General features: G+C 73.0%; 16 protein-coding genes and 1 pseudogene. 10 read left to right on the plus strand and 7 right to left on the minus strand.

What is annotated here, in order from left to right:
- Together DMH12_RS31760 and DMH12_RS31765 are read right to left on the minus strand one after the other, a co-directional pair.
- Window positions 1-587: transglutaminase-like domain-containing protein (locus DMH12_RS31760; RefSeq protein WP_221763144.1), on the minus strand; the 587-nt coding region annotated here is incomplete at its 3' end.
- Window positions 584-1594: a GNAT family N-acetyltransferase gene (locus DMH12_RS31765; protein ID WP_125494851.1), complete on the minus strand. Its 1011-nt coding sequence runs from the start codon at window positions 1592-1594 to the stop codon at window positions 584-586. The genes DMH12_RS31765 and DMH12_RS31760, both read right to left, overlap by 4 nt.
- Window positions 1595-1734: 140 nt before the next feature.
- Between DMH12_RS31765 and fdxA the strand changes: the two genes are divergently transcribed.
- Both fdxA and DMH12_RS31775 read left to right on the plus strand, forming a co-directional pair.
- A complete protein-coding gene (gene fdxA, locus DMH12_RS31770; protein WP_003973842.1) occupies window positions 1735-2055 on the plus strand; it encodes a ferredoxin in 321 nt (106 codons plus the stop codon).
- Between the two features lie 111 nt (window positions 2056-2166).
- A complete protein-coding gene (locus DMH12_RS31775) occupies window positions 2167-3264 on the plus strand; it encodes a bifunctional succinyldiaminopimelate transaminase/glutamate-prephenate aminotransferase (RefSeq protein ID WP_125494852.1) in 1098 nt (365 codons plus the stop codon).
- Window positions 3265-3487: 223 nt separating this feature from the next.
- On the opposite strand, the gene DMH12_RS31780 is transcribed toward DMH12_RS31775, so the two are convergent.
- Together DMH12_RS31780 and DMH12_RS31785 are read right to left on the minus strand one after the other, a co-directional pair.
- Window positions 3488-3955: an ATP-binding protein gene (locus DMH12_RS31780; protein ID WP_125494853.1), complete on the minus strand. Its 468-nt coding sequence runs from the start codon at window positions 3953-3955 to the stop codon at window positions 3488-3490.
- 322 nt (window positions 3956-4277) lie between these two features.
- Window positions 4278-5264: a heavy metal transporter gene (locus DMH12_RS31785; protein ID WP_125494854.1), complete on the minus strand. Its 987-nt coding sequence runs from the start codon at window positions 5262-5264 to the stop codon at window positions 4278-4280.
- 84 nt (window positions 5265-5348) lie between these two features.
- Here DMH12_RS31785 and dapE point away from each other — a divergent pair, with 84 nt between their 5' ends.
- Window positions 5349-6428, plus strand: coding sequence for a succinyl-diaminopimelate desuccinylase (dapE, locus tag DMH12_RS31790; RefSeq protein ID WP_125494855.1), 1080 nt, complete (start codon window positions 5349-5351; stop codon window positions 6426-6428).
- Window positions 6429-6546: 118 nt separating this feature from the next.
- Window positions 6547-7305: a TIGR00730 family Rossman fold protein gene (locus DMH12_RS31795; protein ID WP_122616074.1), complete on the plus strand. Its 759-nt coding sequence runs from the start codon at window positions 6547-6549 to the stop codon at window positions 7303-7305.
- Window positions 7306-7346: 41 nt separating this feature from the next.
- On the opposite strand, the gene folP is transcribed toward DMH12_RS31795, so the two are convergent.
- Window positions 7347-8207, minus strand: coding sequence for a dihydropteroate synthase (folP, locus tag DMH12_RS31800; protein WP_125494860.1), 861 nt, complete (start codon window positions 8205-8207; stop codon window positions 7347-7349).
- A 129-nt stretch (window positions 8208-8336) separates the two neighbouring features.
- Here folP and DMH12_RS31805 point away from each other — a divergent pair, with 129 nt between their 5' ends.
- On the plus strand, window positions 8337-8690 hold the full coding sequence (locus tag DMH12_RS31805; RefSeq protein ID WP_185832674.1) for a DivIVA domain-containing protein: 354 nt from the start codon (window positions 8337-8339) through the stop codon (window positions 8688-8690).
- Window positions 8687-9274, plus strand: a complete 588-nt coding sequence (locus DMH12_RS31810; RefSeq protein ID WP_125494856.1) for a DNA-3-methyladenine glycosylase I — start codon at window positions 8687-8689, stop codon at window positions 9272-9274. Before DMH12_RS31805 ends, DMH12_RS31810 begins: the two co-directional genes overlap by 4 nt.
- Before the next feature lie 69 nt (window positions 9275-9343).
- Here the strand turns inward: DMH12_RS31810 and DMH12_RS31815 are convergent, their stop codons facing one another.
- Window positions 9344-10147 (minus strand): enoyl-CoA hydratase/isomerase family protein, encoded by an 804-nt coding sequence (locus DMH12_RS31815; RefSeq protein WP_125494857.1) that lies wholly within the window; start codon window positions 10145-10147, stop codon window positions 9344-9346.
- Window positions 10148-10496: 349 nt separating this feature from the next.
- Between DMH12_RS31815 and DMH12_RS31820 the strand changes: the two genes are divergently transcribed.
- On the plus strand, window positions 10497-10664 hold the full coding sequence (locus DMH12_RS31820; RefSeq protein WP_003966491.1) for a DUF3117 domain-containing protein: 168 nt from the start codon (window positions 10497-10499) through the stop codon (window positions 10662-10664).
- A gap of 91 nt (window positions 10665-10755) precedes the next feature.
- Here the strand turns inward: DMH12_RS31820 and DMH12_RS31825 are convergent, their stop codons facing one another.
- Window positions 10756-11454 (minus strand): O-methyltransferase, encoded by a 699-nt coding sequence (locus DMH12_RS31825; protein ID WP_163015818.1) that lies wholly within the window; start codon window positions 11452-11454, stop codon window positions 10756-10758.
- A gap of 287 nt (window positions 11455-11741) precedes the next feature.
- Here DMH12_RS31825 and sigE point away from each other — a divergent pair, with 287 nt between their 5' ends.
- The 3 genes and pseudogenes from sigE to DMH12_RS31840 all read left to right on the plus strand — a co-directional run.
- Window positions 11742-12413 (plus strand): RNA polymerase sigma factor SigE, encoded by a 672-nt coding sequence (sigE, locus tag DMH12_RS31830; RefSeq protein ID WP_125494858.1) that lies wholly within the window; start codon window positions 11742-11744, stop codon window positions 12411-12413.
- The gene (locus DMH12_RS31835) at window positions 12410-13417 is read left to right on the plus strand and encodes an anti-sigma factor (RefSeq protein WP_125494859.1); all 1008 of its coding nucleotides are present in this window, start codon (window positions 12410-12412) and stop codon (window positions 13415-13417) included. Before sigE ends, DMH12_RS31835 begins: the two co-directional genes overlap by 4 nt.
- A gap of 93 nt (window positions 13418-13510) precedes the next feature.
- Window positions 13511-13785 (plus strand): annotated as a pseudogene (locus tag DMH12_RS31840) (protease); the annotation flags it as partial.

A 13785-nucleotide genomic window follows, 5' to 3' on the forward strand; every position in this document is an offset into this window, starting at 1 on the left:
GCCCCGGCTCCCCTGCCACGAGCGCCGCGTCCGCGCGTCGCCGGCCGGTGCCGGGAGCCGGCCAGGTAGCACACCCCGCCGCCGAGCACCCGGCCGCCGTCGAACGGGTCGGCGAGCACCCGCTCCTCCTCCGGCCCGTACTCCGGCCCGAACCCGACCACGAAGTGCCCCGGCAGGGCGACCCCGTACACCGGCGCCCCCGCCCGGCGGGCGACCTCCAGCCACACCACCGACAGCATGATCGGCAGCCCGCGCCGCCGCCGCAGCACCTCGTGCAGCAGGGACGACTCCAGCCGCTGGTAGTCCGCGGCGACCCCGTGGAACCCGTACCGCTCGCCGAGCAGATCCCGCAGCGCCACCGCCCAGGCCCGCGGCGAACCCGGCCGGAAGGGCAGCTCCCCGGCCAGCCGGTCCAGCTCCACCTGCGCGGCGTCCAGACCCGCCTCGTCCAGCGCCCCGTCCGCCTCCGCGCCCAGCAGCAGGAGCAGCGTGGCCAGGTCGGGCCGCTCGGCCCGCGCCTCCTCGGCGAACCGCCGCCGCACCTCGGCGGAGCGCTCCGGCGAGGGCGGCCGCACGTGCCCCGTCACGACGTCGCCGTCCCGGCGCCCTCGGGCTCCCGGTAATGGTGGTACGCGTGGTGCGCCGAGAAGCCCATCCCGGCGTACAGCGCCCGCGCCCCCGCGTTCTCCGTCTCCACCTGGAGCCACGCCGCCGACGCGCCCTCGTCCAGCGCCCGCCGGGCCAGCGCGGCCATCACGGCGGTCGCGAGCCCCCGGCGCCGCTGCGCGGGGTCGACCTCGACGGCCGCGAAGGAGGCCCACCGCCCGTCCACCACACACCGCCCGATGGCGGCCGGGGCATCCGCGCCGGGCACCGTGGCGAACCACACCGACGGGCCGCCGCCCAGCACCCGCAGGGCCACCTCGCCGGCGCCCTTGCGCTGGTAGCGGGCCAGCCACGCCTCGTCCGCGTCCCGGGACAGGACCACGCCGGCGCCCTCGGTCAGGTCGGCCACCGGCGCCAGGGCGCCGGTCCACACCTCGGCCGACACCTCACGCACCCAGCCCCGCCGCTCCAGCTCCGCGCACAGCCGCTCCTGGGTGCCCTCCGCGCCGGTGGCGGTCTGCAGGAACGCGGGCAGGCCGCGGGCGCCGTACCAGCGTCGTACGGTGCTCAGCGCGTCGTCGAGCGGCAGCCCGGGATCGCCGAGCGGGAGTACGGAGTTGGCCCGCCGGGTGAACCCGGCCGCCGCCCGCAGCTGCCACTCGCCGAGCCACTCGCTCTCGACGGGCGGCCAGGCCCGCGCCGCGATCCGCGCCAGCTCCTCGTACGACGCGGCGGGACCGCGCCGGCGCGCGGGCGCGGGCGGCACGACCTTCCCGGCGACCAGCTCCGACTCCGCGATCCGTACCGACTCGCCACTCTTCCGTGTGATCAGCAGCACACCGTCGGTCCACGATGTGAGAACACCGACCGTGTCGGTGAACTTCTCACCCGCGCCACCCGGTTCGCTCAAGCGCCGCACGGATACTCGTTTGCCCACGTCAGCAGTGGTGATACGGACCTCAAGACGCCCGGCGGCAGAGATTTCCACGGGTCTGTCCACCCCTCCTGTTCGGATCATGCCCAAGAACGGAGATACTAGGGGCGGGCATCGACGACGCCGCGCTCCCGCGCGCCAGGCGGCGGAGCCTGAGGAGGCCCGCCAGCGCCCTATCGAGGAGGAACGACAGCGTGACCTACGTCATCGCGCAGCCTTGTGTCGACGTGAAGGACAAGGCGTGCATCGAGGAGTGCCCGGTCGACTGCATCTACGAGGGCCAGCGGTCCTTGTACATCCACCCGGACGAATGCGTCGACTGTGGTGCCTGTGAGCCGGTCTGCCCGGTCGAGGCGATCTTCTACGAAGACGACACTCCGGAGGAGTGGAAGGACTACTACAAGGCGAACGTCGAGTTCTTCGACGAGCTCGGTTCGCCGGGCGGCGCCAGCAAGCTGGGTCTGATCGAGCGCGATCACCCCTTCGTCGCCGCGCTGCCGCCGCAGAACCAGTAAGAGCGGCCTGCACCAGCGCCGCCTCGGTCCCGTACGGCCTGATCGTCCCGATCGGCGCGGTACGGGACCGAGGCGTTTGCCGCAGGACGAAGACGAAAGAGAGCCAGCATCGTGTCCGCAGTCTCCGACCGGCTTCCCACCTTCCCCTGGGACAAGCTGGAGCCGTACAAGAAGACGGCCGCGGCCCACCCCGACGGCATCGTCGACCTCTCCGTCGGCACGCCGGTCGACCCGGTTCCCGAGCTGATCCAGAAGGCCCTGACCGACGCGGCTAACTCTCCGGGCTACCCGACCGTCTGGGGCACGCCGGCGCTGCGCGACGCGATCACCGGCTGGGTGGAGCGCCGCCTCGGCGCCCGCGACGTCACCCACCGCCACGTGCTCCCCATCGTCGGCTCCAAGGAACTCGTCGCCTGGCTCCCGACCCAGCTGGGCCTCGGCCCCGGCGACCGGGTGGCCTTCCCCCGCCTGGCCTACCCGACCTACGAGGTCGGCGCGCGCCTGGCCCGCGCGGAGTACGAGGCGTACGACGACCCGACCGACCTGGACCCGGCGGGGCTCAGGCTGCTGTGGCTCAACTCGCCGTCGAACCCGACCGGCAGGGTCCTGCCGAAGGCGGAACTGACCCGGATCGTGGCCTGGGCCCGCGAGCACGGCGTCCTCGTGGTCTCCGACGAGTGCTACCTGGAGCTGGGCTGGGAGGCCGACCCGGTCTCCGTCCTGCACCCGGACGTCAACGGCGGTTCGTACGACGGCCTGGTGGCCGTGCACTCGCTCTCCAAGCGCTCCAACCTCGCCGGCTACCGCGCGGCCTTCCTGGCCGGCGACCCGGCCGTCCTGGGCCCGCTGCTGGAGATCCGCAAGCACGGCGGCATGATGACCTCGGCGCCGACGCAGGCGGCCGTGGTGGCGGCCCTCGGTGACGACGAGCACGTGCGCGTCCAGCGCGAGCGGTACGCGGCCCGCCGCACGGCGCTGCGCGAGGCACTGCTCAGCCACGGCTTCCGCATCGAGCACAGCGAGGCCAGCCTCTACCTCTGGGCCACCCGCGACGAGTCCTGCTGGGACACGGTCGCCCACCTCGCCGAACGCGGCATCCTGGTGGCCCCCGGCGACTTCTACGGCCCCGCGGGCGAGCACTTCGTCAGGGTGGCCCTGACGGCCACGGACGAACGCGTCCAGGCAGCGGCAGACCGCCTGAAGGCCTGAAGGCACCCGGGCTGTCGGCATGACGGCCTGTCGGCCCGGCTGTCGGCAGCCGTTCCGCAGGGCGATGGGGGTGCCTCCCATGCCCTTTAGGCACTGGGGGAGGGTGGGCACAGCCACCGACGCCGGGCCACGGCCAACACACGCCCACCGCACAGACGTAGACAAGCAAAACGCCGGGGTCCAGGAAGAGAGAACCTGGGCCCCGGCGCCGTACAGCCCGGCGCTAGCCGATCGGCAGACCCTGCACCGGCAGCGCACCCTTGCCCAGCGCGCTCGTCGGCAGCCCGCCCTTCGTGGCGCTCTGCGCCGTGTCACCGACGATGTCCCCGGTGAGACCCGCCACCTGCCCGGCGGCGCTCTGCGCGGCCGGGGTGGCCTTCTTGACGACCGAGCCACCGGTCTTGGCGGCCTTGCCGGCCTTGCCGGTCTTGCCGGTCTTGCCGGCCTTGGCCGCGGCCTTCTTGACGGCCTTGCCGCCGTTGTCGCCCGTGGCCGCGGTCAGGCTCTGGGCGGCGGAGTCCACGGTGTTGCCGACGTTCGCGCCGTCCAGGGCGGTCAGTCCCCCGAGGTTCGGGGTGGCGGGCACTTCGGGAGCCGCGCTGGCGGAGCCGGCCGCACCGACCCCGGCGGCCGCTCCCGCAGCGACGAGCAGCGCGGCACGGGCGATCCGGCGGGTCAGGGGGAGGGACATGATGCTCCTTCGACGGAAGTCAACTGATGAGGTACCGAACCGGTCCCGGCGGGTGATCCGCCGGGCTCGGACGCAGTGACTACCGCTCGAAGGCGGCGAAGGTTGCGGCGGCACAGTGTAAAGAGTTGGCAATGTGTCGCATTATCGGGTGCACAGAAAAACGGGCAAAAAGGCTCCGGTCGGAAAGTCCGCCGAATCCTTACAGCCCTTGATTTCCCGAGCCGCGGAGCGTTTGGCGGTGACCACGCGAAAGGGCGTGGTTCGCGTCGGCCCGAGGTCTGCGCGCGTCACCCGCGGGAGTGACGGATCGTACGGGTGACCGCTACCGCATGGACGTGATGCGCACCGCGCCCGCCGCCCGCTCCGCGCCCTGGGCGCCGCGGGTGCCCGACGGGGCCCACTTGCTGTCGGTGCTGCCCGCGGTCCACTCCCGGCCCGCGTACGAGACCCGCTCGACGTGCAGGGAGGAGGCGTTGGCCACCGCCCAGTGCGCCAACTGCCAGCCGCGCTCCCGCAGGTCCTCATCGGCTTCCCGGGCGGAGTCTGCGGCCACGGGCAGCGTCACGGTCCGCTCGTCGGCGCCGCCACCGCCACCGTCGCGGGAAGCCGCGGCCGGTTCCGCCGAGGCGTCGCCCGCCGTCGCGCCGGCCGGCTGGAACACCGCGCGCCCGAAGTCCCGCACCAGCGCCGCGCGTACCGCGTCCGGCCCCTTCTCCCGCGTCGCGCCCGGGCGTCCGTCGCATGTCAGGGTCGCCGCGGACCGTCCGGTCAGGGCGGCCGCGAGCAGCGCGGCGTCCGGTTCGTGCTTCGCGTACGCGTCGGGGAAGGCGCTGCGCTGCACGCGCTGGGCGGCGTCGGTCAGTTCGAGGTCCTGGTAGCCGGGGATCTCGACCAGGTGGTCGTAGAACAGGCCCGCCGAGTACGCCGGGTCCATGATCTCCTCCGGCGTGCCCCAGCCCTGCGAGGGGCGCTGCTGGAACAGGCCGAGCGAGTCCCGGTCGCCGTGGTCGAGGTTGCGCAGCGTGGACTCCTGCAGCGCGGTCGCCAGCGCTATCGTCACCGCCCGCTCCGGCAGCTTGCGCGCGGTGCCCACGGCGGTGATCGTCGCCGCGTTCACCGCCTGCTCCGGCGTGAACTCGTACGTCGTCCCCTCGCTCCCGCCGGAGACCACCTTGCAGCCGGGAGCGCCCGCGCCCCCGGTGACGTACTGCACCGCCAGATATCCGGCGACGGCGAACAGGGCCAGGGCGGCCGCGCCGGAACGGACGAGGCGGCCACGGCGCTTGGGCGGCGGGGTGGGCTGAAGCACGCGTACAAGGTACTGGAGGGTAGCGTCCGGTGTATGCCGGGTAGGCACAGTGCCCGAAAGGGCAGGAGCGTTAGGGTCGGAGCCATGGCCGACACCCCGCTTGACCTCACGCTGGACGCCGCCGAGCTTACCGCGCGGCTCGTTGACTTCCCCTCCGAGAGCGGCACCGAGAAGCCGCTGGCGGACGCGGTCGAGAGCGCCCTGCGCAGCCTGCCGCACCTGACGGTCGAGCGGTACGGCAACAACGTCGTCGCGCGGACGGACCTGGGCCGCGCGGAGCGCGTGATCCTGGCCGGCCACATCGACACCGTCCCCATCGCGGACAACGTGCCGTCCCGGCTCGACGAGGACGGCGTCCTGTGGGGCTGCGGCACCTGCGACATGAAGGCGGGCGTCGCGGTGCAGCTGCGCATCGCGGCCACCGTCCCGGCCCCCAACCGCGACCTGACCTTCGTCTTCTACGACAACGAGGAGGTCGCCGCCGACCTGAACGGCCTGAAGCACGTCGCCGAGGCGCACCCCGAGTGGCTGGAGGGCGACTTCGCGGTGCTCCTCGAACCGTCCGACGGGCAGGTGGAGGGCGGCTGCCAGGGCACCCTGCGGGTGCTGCTCAGGACGTCGGGGGAGCGGGCGCACTCGGCACGGAGCTGGATGGGCTCCAACGCCATCCACGCCGCCGCCCCGATCCTCGCCCGCCTGGCCGCGTACGAGCCCCGCTACCCGGTGATCGACGGCCTGGAGTACCGCGAGGGACTGAACGCGGTCGGCATCACGGGCGGAGTCGCGGGCAACGTCATCCCCGACGAGTGCGTGGTCACGGTCAACTTCCGCTACGCCCCCGACCGCAGCCCCGAGGACGCCCTCGCGCACGTGCGCGAGGTCTTCGCGGACTGCGGGGTGGCCGAGTTCGTGGTCGACGACCACAGCGGCGCGGCCCTGCCCGGCCTCTCCCACCCGGCCGCGGCCGCCTTCATCGAGGCGGTGGGCGGCACCCCGCAGCCCAAGTACGGCTGGACCGACGTGTCCCGCTTCTCGGCGCTCGGCGTACCGGCGGTGAACTACGGCCCGGGCAACCCGCATCTGGCGCACAAGCGGGACGAGCGGGTCGAGGTCGCGAAGGTCCTCGCGGGCGAGGAGCGTCTGCGGTCCTGGCTGACGGCTTGATCCACGCGCGCCCGAAACGGGTTTACCCCGGTGCGTGGCGGACATGCTGATGTCCCTCGTACGTAACCCGCGTAGATCTACGCTGAGGTGGAAGAACCTGCAACTGGAGGGAGCGCGCATGGCTACCGGCAACCCCGAGGGCAAGAAGCGGCCACCGGAGGAGCAGCGCCTGGGCCCTGTCCTCCGGCGGCGGGGTCAGGTCCAGAAGAGCACCACGGACCAGCGCCTGCTGGACGAGCGCGCTCCGACGGACTGGGTGCACACCGACCCCTGGCGGGTCCTGCGCATCCAGTCGGAGTTCATCGAGGGCTTCGGCACGCTCGCCGAACTGCCCCCCGCCATCAGCGTCTTCGGCTCCGCCCGCACGCCGGTCGACTCGCCGGAGTACGACGCCGGTGTCCGGCTGGGCCGCGGCCTGGTCGAGGCGGGCTTCGCGGTCATCACCGGCGGCGGGCCCGGCGCCATGGAGGCGGCCAACAAGGGCGCCCTGGAGGCGGAGGGCACCTCGGTCGGCCTCGGCATCGAGCTGCCGTTCGAGCAGGGGCTCAACCCCTACGTCGACATCGGCCTGAACTTCCGCTACTTCTTCGTCCGCAAGATGATGTTCGTGAAGTACGCGCAGGGTTTCGTGGTCCTGCCCGGCGGTCTCGGCACCCTCGACGAACTCTTCGAGGCCCTCACGCTGGTGCAGACCCAGAAGGTCACCCGCTTCCCCATCGTCCTCTTCGGCTCCGAGTACTGGGGCGGCCTGATCGACTGGCTCCGGGGCACCCTGGTGGCCCAGGGCAAGGCCGCCGAGAAGGACCTCCTGCTCTTCCACGTCACGGACGACGTGGACGAGGCGGTCGCCCTGGTCTCCAAGGAGGCGGGCCGCTAGCTTCCGGCAGGGCGGGGGCTCCGGCTCCCGCCCTCAGGCCCTCACGCCAGTCCTCGCCGGGCCACCGCCGGCGCCCGGTGGCCCGCGATCGTCGCCACCATGTCCAGGACCTGCCGGGTCTCCTCCACCTCGTGCACCCGGTACACCCGCGCGCCCAGCCACGCGGAGACCGCCGTGGTCGCCAGCGTCCCGAGCACCCGCTCCTTCACCGGCCGGTCCAGGGTCTCCCCGACGAAGTCCTTGTTCGACAGGGACACCAGCACCGGCCACCCCGTCTCCACCATCTCCCCGAGCCGCCGCGTCGCCTCCAGACTGTGCCGGGTGTTCTTCCCGAAGTCGTGCCCGGGATCGATGAGCACCGACTCCCGCGGCACCCCCAGCGCCACCGCCCGCTCGGCCAGCCCCAGCGTCACCCGCAGGATGTCGGCCACGACGTCGTCGTACGTCACCCGGTGCGGCCGCGTCCGCGGCTCCGCGCCCCCGGCGTGCGTGCACACCAGCCCCACCCCGTACCGCGCGGCGACCTCCGCCAGCTTCGGGTCGACCCCGCCCCACGCGTCGTTCAGCAGGTCCGCCCCCACCTCGCACACGGCCTCGCCGACCTCGTGCCGCCAGGTGTCCACGCTGATCACGACGTCCGGGAACCGTCGCCGCACCTCCGCGACGAACCCCACGGTCCGCCGTGCCTCCTCCTCGGCCGACACCTCGTCGCCGGGCCCGGCCTTCACCCCGCCGATGTCGATGATCGCGGCTCCCTCGGCCACCGCCCGCTCCACGCGCGCGAGGGCGGGCTCGTCGAGGAAGGTGGCTCCCTGGTCGTAGAAGGAGTCCGGGGTCCGGTTCACGATCGCCATGATCACCGGCTCGTGCGCCGCGAATTCACGCCTGCCCAGCCTGAGCATCCCCTGTGACATCTCCTCGTCCATACCGTTCTCTCGTCCCGGTGCCGTTGGCTGTCAGACTCGCATGGCACGATCGGACCCGACACAACCGACCCGACCGATCCGACCGTGGGGGCCTCAGCGATGGTCATGTTCCTGTTCCTCGTCATCGCGCTGGTCGTCGTGGTGGCCGGAGTGACACTGGCCGTGGTGAGCGGCGGCGACAGCGGACCGCTGCCCGACGCCGAGCCCGAACGGCTCCGGGACTCCCTGCCCCCCGACCGCCCGGTGGGCCGCCCGGACGTGGAACGGCTCCGCTTCCCGCTCGTCCTGCGCGGCTACCGCATGACGGACGTCGACGACGCCCTCGCCCGCCTCGGCGCCGAGCTGGCCGAGCGCGACTCCCGCATCGCCGACCTGGAGTCCGCCCTGGCCGGTGCCCGGGCCGCCGCCGCCCACCAGCACGTGGTGATGGACAAGCCGGCCCCGGAGGAGCAGCAGTGAGCACCGGCGACGCCGTGGCCGGCCCGGACGGCGCGCTGCGCTGCCCCTGGGCCCTGTCCACCGCGGACTACGTGACGTACCACGACGAGGAGTGGGGCAGGGCGGTCCACGGCGACGACGCCCTGTACGAGCGGCTCAGCCTGGAGGCCTTCCAGTCCGGTCTGTCCTGGATCACCATCCTGCGCCGCCGCGCCGGCTTCCGCGCGGCCTTCGCCGGCTTCGCGATCGCCGACGTGGCCGCCTTCACCGACGAGGACCGCGGGCGGCTCCTCGCCGACGAGGGCATCATCCGCAACCGCGCCAAGATCGACGCGACCCTCGCCAACGCGCGCGTGCTCGCCGACTGGGCACCGGGCGAGCTGGACGAGCTGATCTGGTCCCACGCTCCCGACCGGGCGGCCCGCCCCGCCCCGAAGACCCTCGCCGACGTCCCCGCCATCACCCCGGAGTCCACGGCACTGTCCAAGGCGCTGAAGAAACGGGGCCTGCGCTTCGTGGGCCCCACGACGGCGTACGCCTTGATGCAGGCATGCGGCCTGGTCAACGACCACCTCTCGGGGTGCGTGGCAAGAAGCGCCCCTTAGGGGCGCGGGGAACTGCGCGACCAGCCACGACGAACCCGCACCCCGCGACGGCGCTCACACCCTCCGATCTCACCGCCCCAAATACTCGGGCTTCCGCTTCTCGACGAACGCCCGCACCGCGATCGCATGGTCCTCGGAGGACCCCGCCCGCGACTGCAGCTCGTCCTCCTTCTCCAGCGTCTCGGCGAGCGAGTGCGTCAGCCCGTACGCCATCGCCTCCTTCAGCGCCGCGTACGCCACCGTCGGCCCCTCGGCCAGCGCCCGCGCCGTCCGTTCGGCCTCCGCGCGCAGCTCGGCGGCGGGCACGACCCGGGTGGCGATGCCCAGCTCGTACGCCTCCTGGGCGGGGATGCTGCGCGGGAAGAGCAGCAGGTCGGCGGCGCGCCCGGGGCCGACGACGCGCGGCAGCGTCCAGGAGATGCCCGAGTCCGCGGTGAGCGCGACGCCGGCGAAGGACGTGTTGAAGGCGGCGGTGTCCGCGACGATCCGGTAGTCCGCCGCCAGCGCGAAGCCGAGGCCCGCCCCGGCCGCCACGCCGTTCACGGCGGCGACCACCGGCTTCTCGGCGTCCGCGAGCGCCCGCACGATCGGGTTGTAGTGCTCGCGGACCGTGCTCATGGTCTCGCCCGAGCCCGCCTCCCGGTCGGCGGCCAGCAGCCCGATGTGCTCCTTGAGGTCCTGGCCGACGCAGAACGCCCGGTCGCCGGCTGCCGTCAGCAGCACCGCCCGTACCCCGCCGTCCGCCGCCGCGGAGCGCACCGCGTCCCGGAGCGCGACCTTGGTCTCGATGTTCAGCGCGTTCATCGCCTCGGGGCGGTTCAGCGTGATCGTCGCGAGCCCGTCGCTCACCTCGTAGAGCACGGTGTCGGCCATGGAATTCCCCTCCGCTTCGTCGCGAGTGTCGGGCAACAGCATGACGGAGATCGCCGCCGACGCGGGGCTGCGGAGATGTGACCTGCGTCAAAGAATTCCGGTCCGTATCCATTCGGTGGAAGTGGGTGAGGGCGCGCAGTATCGCAGTCACATCCCCGAATTGAGTGGTTTTGCTCGCGCGCGTTGCCCAAGCGATGCCGACCGATGTTGGTCATCGGGTCCTGGGATGCGGGATAATGGCCGGGAAGCAATGTGTTCGATGCCGGTGTCGCGCGTCCGGGCCGGACTGCGCGTGCCCTCACGGGCCGTCGGCGGTGACGGTGAGCTGGTATCAGGAAGGGGAACGAGCATGGCGGCCATGAAGCCGCGGACGGGCGATGGCCCGCTCGAGGTGACCAAGGAGGGGCGGGGCATCGTCATGCGCGTTCCGCTCGAAGGCGGCGGGCGGCTCGTCGTCGAGCTGACCCCCGATGAGGCCGACGCGCTCGGCGACGCCCTCAAGAAGGTCGTCGGCTGACGCGCGAGCGACCATACCCGTTCAGTCGCCCCGGTGCCGCACGTGGTGCCGGGGCGACTGTCTGTCTCAAGTGTTGCCCCAGGTGCTCCGCTCAGCGCTTCACGGCGCAGAGCAGCCCGTCGCCGACCGGCAGCAGCGACGGCACCAGCTCCTGGCTCTCGCGCACCGCGCGCAGGACCTCCCGCAGCCGCAGCACCTCGGTGGGCTGCGGTCCGGAGTCGATCGTCCGGCCCGCGCCGAAGACGCCCTCGAACGCGACGAGGCCCCCGGGGCGCAGCAGGCGCAACGATTCAGCGAGGTAGTCCAGGTACTCCAGGCGGTCGCCGTCGCAGAAGACGAGGTCGTAGCCGGAGTCCGCGAGCCGGGGCAGCACGTCCAGGGCACGCCCGGGGATGAACCGGGCCCGGTTGCTGGCGAAGCCCGCCGCGCGGAAGGCCTGGCGCGCGAACTGCTGGTGCTCCGGCTCCGGGTCGACCGTGGTCAGCACGCCGTCCGGCCGCATTCCGTGCAGCAGATGGATCCCGGAGACGCCGCAGCCGGTGCCGATCTCCGCGACCGCCTTCGCGTCCACGGCAGCGGCGAGCAGCCCCAGGGCCGAACCCGTGCCCGGGGTCACCGAGCGCAGACCCGCCTCACGGGCCCGGTCACGTGCCCAGAGCAGCGCGTCGTCCTCGGCGACATAGGCGTCGGAGAACGCCCAGCTCGTCTGCCGGTTGCCGGTAATGACCCTCTCCTGTCCCCGTTGAAGCCTCGGCGTGACTGTATCCGTTGGCGTCGGGAACCCGCAGATGGGACCGGTCGTTTAAAGGGGAGAGCAAAGAGGCGGACGAGCGGTCGGGGCTGGGAAGGGGGCGGCGAATGGACCAGGGCGTCGAGCAACTGCTGACGCAGCCGTACGAGCCGTGCCAGCACAGATCAAATTCTCGTAAAACCGCTTATCCGGAGCTAACGGGCGAGGTGGCTATGGTAGGGGCTCCACTGGACACCACCAGAGCCGACAGGGGAGGTGCGGCCGCACCCGCGGATCGGGGCGGAGTGCTGCGGCGCTTCCTCGGATCGGCAGGCAGGCCGAAATCCGTGAACGACACCGCTGCTGACCACAGCCACGCCGACGGTCCCGCCACGGGGCCCGCCCAGACCGCGACCTTCACCAGCGACGCGGACGGACAGGCGTGGACTCCGCCCACCTGGGAGGAGATCGTCAGCACCCACAGCGGCCGGGTCTACCGCCTCGCCTACCGCCTCACCGGCAACCAGCACGACGCCGAGGACCTCACCCAGGAGGTCTTCGTCCGCGTCTTCAGGTCCTTGTCGACGTACACGCCGGGCACCTTCGAGGGCTGGCTGCACCGCATCACCACCAACCTCTTCCTGGACATGGTGCGCCGCAAGCAGCGCATCCGCTTCGACGCCCTCGGTGACGACGCGGCCGAGCGGCTGCCCAGCAAGGAGCCCACCCCGCAGCAGATCTTCCACGACGCCCACTTCGACGCGGACGTCCAGCAGGCGCTGGACACCCTCGCCCCCGAGTTCCGCGCCGCCGTCGTCCTGTGCGACATCGAGGGGCTGTCGTACGAGGAGATCGCCGCGACCCTCGGCGTCAAGCTCGGTACCGTCCGCTCCCGCATCCACCGCGGCCGCTCCCAGCTCCGCAAGGCGCTCGCCCATCGTTCACCCAAGTCGCGCGCCGAGCGTCGCTCCCTCGTGTCCGGCGTTCCCGCACTGGGAGGAGGGGGCACGAGCGCGTGAGTGGGTCACGGCCTGAATCCGAGGGACACCTCGCAGAGCAGCACCTGGGAGACCGACTCTCCGCCCTGGTGGACGGAGAGCTCGGTCATGACGCGCGTGAGCGCGTACTGGCGCACGTGGCGACCTGCCCGAAGTGCAAGACGGAGGTCGACGCGCAGCGCCGGTTGAAGAACGTCTTCGCGGAAGCCGCCCCGCCGGCCCCCTCCGAGAGCTTCCTGGCCCGCCTCCAGGGGCTGCCCGCGGGAGGTGACGGCGACGGTGGCGGCCTGCCCCCGTTCGGCGGGTTCGCCGACGACCTGACGGGGCTTCCCGGACGGCTCGGCGGCGCCGGCCCCCTCGGCCCGAAGCGGGGCGAGCGGTTCGAGTTCGACTACGCGCCGCTGCGGCCGCACGCCTCCGTCCTGCCGCCGTCCGCACCCGGACGGGGCTTCCGGATCCACGACGTGAGCCGCCCGGAGACCGAGCGGTCGGCCTCGCGCGGACTGCGGTTCGCCTTCGCCGCGGCCGGCGCGGTCTCGCTGGCCGCCATCGCGCTGGGCGGCGTCACCCTCGGCACGCCGGACATCACCACCGAGGCCCGAGGTTCGGGGAACGGCAGCAATGTGACGCCGACCCGGACCCAGGGCGCGGGAGCGGCCGCCACCTCCGAGAGCCAGCGCCGCCGCACCGCCGGTCCGCTGCTCGGGCAGGCCCAGGGGCAGCGGTCGCTCGGCGACGCCCCCGTCGCGCCCACCAGCGCCTCCGCGCCACTGGTGCCGGGGCTGCCCGCGGCCGACGCCCGCCGGCAGGCCGTGCACGCGCTGACCGCCCCGGTGACGGCCGGTGCCGCCGCCATGTCCCCGTTGATACGCCCGCTGGTAGCGGTGCCACCGCTCTCGCTCGCGTCCTGGTCGACGGCGCCCGAGGTCCGGCCGCCCGGCCTTTTCGCCGCCCCCGCCCCCGACCCGGCCGTGTCTCCGGCCCCGACGGCGTCCTCGGCGCCCTCGCACCGTCCGGTCCGCTGACGGGCTCTGCGCGCCGGGCCCTGACCTGATTGAATCCGGGGTGGCGCCAGAGCCCTTGGAGCCGACGATCTGCGGCCAGCTGCGGGGGAGAACATGAACGAGGCGAAGCCCACGAAGGCGAAGTGGTGGACTCGTCCCCGCTCGTCCGAGGACGCGACGGACGGCGACTTCGAGCTGGAACGGCCTCGCGGTACGGGCCCCGAGCGCACCGACGGCGGCGACTTCGAGCTCGAACGCCCGCTGCCGCCCCGCGCGGCCGACGACGGGGACTACGAGCTGGACCGCCCGGCGCCCGGCGGCGACGTCCCCCAGCCCCCGCCGTCCGCCGAGCGCCCGAAGCCCCTCCACGAACCCGACCCGTACAGCAC

This window comes from Streptomyces sp. WAC 04229 (assembly GCF_003947455.1).
Taxonomy (GTDB): domain Bacteria; phylum Actinomycetota; class Actinomycetes; order Streptomycetales; family Streptomycetaceae; genus Streptomyces.